The 2,116-nt window shown below is 41.2% G+C and carries 2 protein-coding genes; both read left to right on the top strand.

Annotated features, from left to right (window positions below):
• Nucleotides 1–78: 78 nt before the first annotated feature.
• Nucleotides 79–1,068: an SIS domain-containing protein gene (locus DTW91_RS12575; RefSeq protein WP_125203704.1), complete on the top strand. Its 990-nt coding sequence runs from the start codon at nt 79–81 to the stop codon at nt 1,066–1,068.
• 37 nt (nt 1,069–1,105) lie between these two features.
• Nucleotides 1,106–1,936 (top strand): twin-arginine translocase subunit TatC, encoded by an 831-nt coding sequence (gene tatC / locus DTW91_RS12570; RefSeq protein ID WP_125203703.1) that lies wholly within the window; start codon nt 1,106–1,108, stop codon nt 1,934–1,936.
• Nucleotides 1,937–2,116 lie beyond the last annotated feature (180 nt).

Here is a 2,116-nt window from a genome sequence, read left to right as displayed (position 1 = left end):
TAAAACAAAAAAGTAAGTAATTGATTTACAAATAAATAAAAAATAAAACAGTCCAATTTTAATTTTTATCGGACATTAATGAAAAAAAATAATAAAAAAACAAAGATTTTGGATCCAAAAGAAATCATGGGGACTGCGCATCAGGCGCTGGATATTGAGATAAGCGAATTGAAAGGTCTGCGAAACCGCCTGAACGACAATTTTATAAAAACGGTTCTTACCATCAATGAAATCAAAGGGAAATTAATTGTTGTCGGCATTGGCAAATCTGCACACGTGGCCAATAAAATCGTAGCCACGCTCAATTCCACCGGCACGCCGTCTCAGTTTCTCCACGCTGCCGAAGCCATACACGGCGATCTGGGTCTCATTCAGAAGCAGGATGTCGTTCTGTGTATTTCTTATTCGGGAAATTCGCCCGAAATCGTGACGCTTCTTCCGTTTCTCAAAGAATATTCTTCTGCACTCATTGCGATGACGGGCAATGTGGAAAGCAAATTGGCCAAAGCGGCAGATCTTGTCCTGAATACGCACGTGGAAATGGAAGCTTGCCCCAACAGGCTGGCGCCGACCAGCTCCACAACCGTTCAAATGGCGCTGGGCGATGCAGTGGCCGTTTGTTTGATGGAGATGAAAGGATTTAAGGAAATTGATTTTGCAAAATTCCATCCGGGAGGCAGCCTTGGGAAAAATCTGACGGCAAGGGTGGAACAGTTTGTCTCTTCCAATAAGCCGGAAGTGACTCTGCAAGCCTCGGTGCGAGAGGTCATTATTTCTGTCAGCGCGTCGAAGCACGGGATCACGGTGGTGGTAGAAAACGGCAAAATCGTCGGCGTCATCACGGATGGCGATATCCGCCGAATGCTGCTGAACCAAGAGGATATATCCAAGGTAAAAGCAGCTGACATCCTCAGCAATAATCCGAAAACCATCGACAAAAACAGGCTTGCAAAAGAAGCGATGCAGATTTTAAAACAATTCAATATCGGGCAATTGGTCGTGACGGACAATGATCAATATTATGGCATTATCGATATTCATAAACTCCTGGACGAAGGAATTAATTAACCATCACCCATTAAAAATTAACACTTAACTATTAAAAATGAGTGACGAAAAAGAAATGTCCTTTCTGGGTCATATAGGGGAGTTGAGAGCCCATTTGGTAAGGTCTATCATCGCCATCGTTGTGATGGCAACCATTGTTGGCTTTAATATCAATTGGGTGATGGATCATATTTTTTTCGGACCTACCCGGGCAGATTTTTTTACGTTCAAAGTGGTCAATCATTTTTCCAGAGAGCTTACAGGTGCAGACAGTTTTGTACTGCCCGCCACGTTCAGCGTTCAGCAAAAGCAGTTGTTCCAGCAGTTCAATGTGATGATGGCAGTTTCTATTTTTTCCGGTGCTGTATTGGCTTTTCCTTATATTGTTTGGGAGATTTGGAGATTCATAAGCCCGGCTCTGAGGCCGGTCGAGAGAAAAAATTCTATTTTTTACATCAATTCTGTGTGGATTCTCTTTATGCTTGGCGTTTTGACAGGTTATTTTTTGATTTTGCCTTTCGCTATAAATTTTGGATTATTATTCAAGGTTTCAGACAATATTGTGCAGCTTTTCGATTTGTCAGATTATACCACACTCTTCCTCCAAGTTACTTTGGGAATGGGGGTGGTCTTTCTTTTCCCGATTGCGGTTTATATTCTGACGTCGATCGGTATTTTAACGCCTTCATTTTTAAGGACATACAGGCGCCACGCGATTGTGTTGATTATGGTCGTTGCAGCCATTATCACGCCGGCCGATGTTCTGAGTATGATGGCGGCAGCGCTTCCTTTGGTTTTGCTTTATGAGATCAGTGTCATTATGTCGAATGTTATTTATAAAAAAATGCTGAAGCAAAATCCAGCCAATAAGGATCTTACGAAATTGTAAGTCAAAAAAAGTTCAGTACGTGCCGGCTTTTAATTTCAAAATAAAACGCTGCACGGTTTTTCCAAATAAAAAGAATCCGTCTCACAACTAGAGGCGGATTTTTTTGGTAATTAATGTGGAATTTTGTATATTTATACCTGATAATCAGATAATTGTTTATGAATTTCAAATATTATAACC

It is taken from the genome of Chryseobacterium sp. SC28, assembly GCF_003932955.1.
Taxonomy (GTDB): domain Bacteria; phylum Bacteroidota; class Bacteroidia; order Flavobacteriales; family Weeksellaceae; genus Epilithonimonas.
Note: the sequence above shows the minus strand (reverse complement) of the source record. Positions and strands in the feature narration are given on the sequence as shown.

Bases quoted from the DNA above. Each gene is read 5' to 3' on its own strand.
- DTW91_RS12575 (WP_125203704.1), top strand. From the start codon at position 79: ATGAAAAAAAATAATAAAAAAACAAAGATTTTGGATCCAAAAGAAATC.
- tatC (WP_125203703.1), top strand. From the start codon at position 1,106: ATGAGTGACGAAAAAGAAATGTCCTTTCTGGGTCATATAGGGGAGTTG.